Consider the following 553-nt stretch of genomic DNA (forward strand, 5'->3'; position numbering starts at 1 on the left):
GAAATCTTTATCGATACTTCCGGCGAAGCACTCTTCAAACGCGGCTATCGTCAGGATACCGGCGAAGCGCCATTAAGAGAGAACTTAGCGGCAGGTTTGCTGCTTTTGGCAGGCTACGACGGTACGCAGCCTTTCCAAGACCCGTTTTGCGGTAGCGGTACGATTGCCATTGAGGCAGCATGGATTGCGACACACCGTGCGCCGGGCTTGATGCGCCGTTTCGGTTTTGAAAAACTGCAAAACTTCGACAAAGAAAAATGGCAAGCCTTGCGCCGTGAAGCTGAAAAACAAATCAAACCGGCAGCCGCGCCCATTTCCGGCAGCGACAACGACCGTTATATGATTCGTGCCGCATTGGCCAATGCTCAAGCCGCCGAAGTGGATAATTTCATCCGCTTTGACGTGCAAGATGCGCAGACCGCTCGACCAAACGGCGAACACGGCATTATGATTTCCAATCCGCCTTATGGTGTGCGCCTTGCCGAAATTCAGGCTTTACAGGCGCTTTATCCGCAACTGGGGACATGGTTGAAACAGCATTACGCAGGCTGGC

General features: G+C 53.2%; 1 protein-coding gene. It reads left to right on the forward strand.

Annotation, left to right across the window (positions count from 1 at the left end):
* The coding region (locus ACTHUM_RS18210) for a THUMP domain-containing class I SAM-dependent RNA methyltransferase (protein ID WP_440403711.1) at positions 1-553 on the forward strand (553 nt) is incomplete at both ends.

It is taken from the genome of Neisseria sp. P0021.S006, assembly GCF_051956895.1.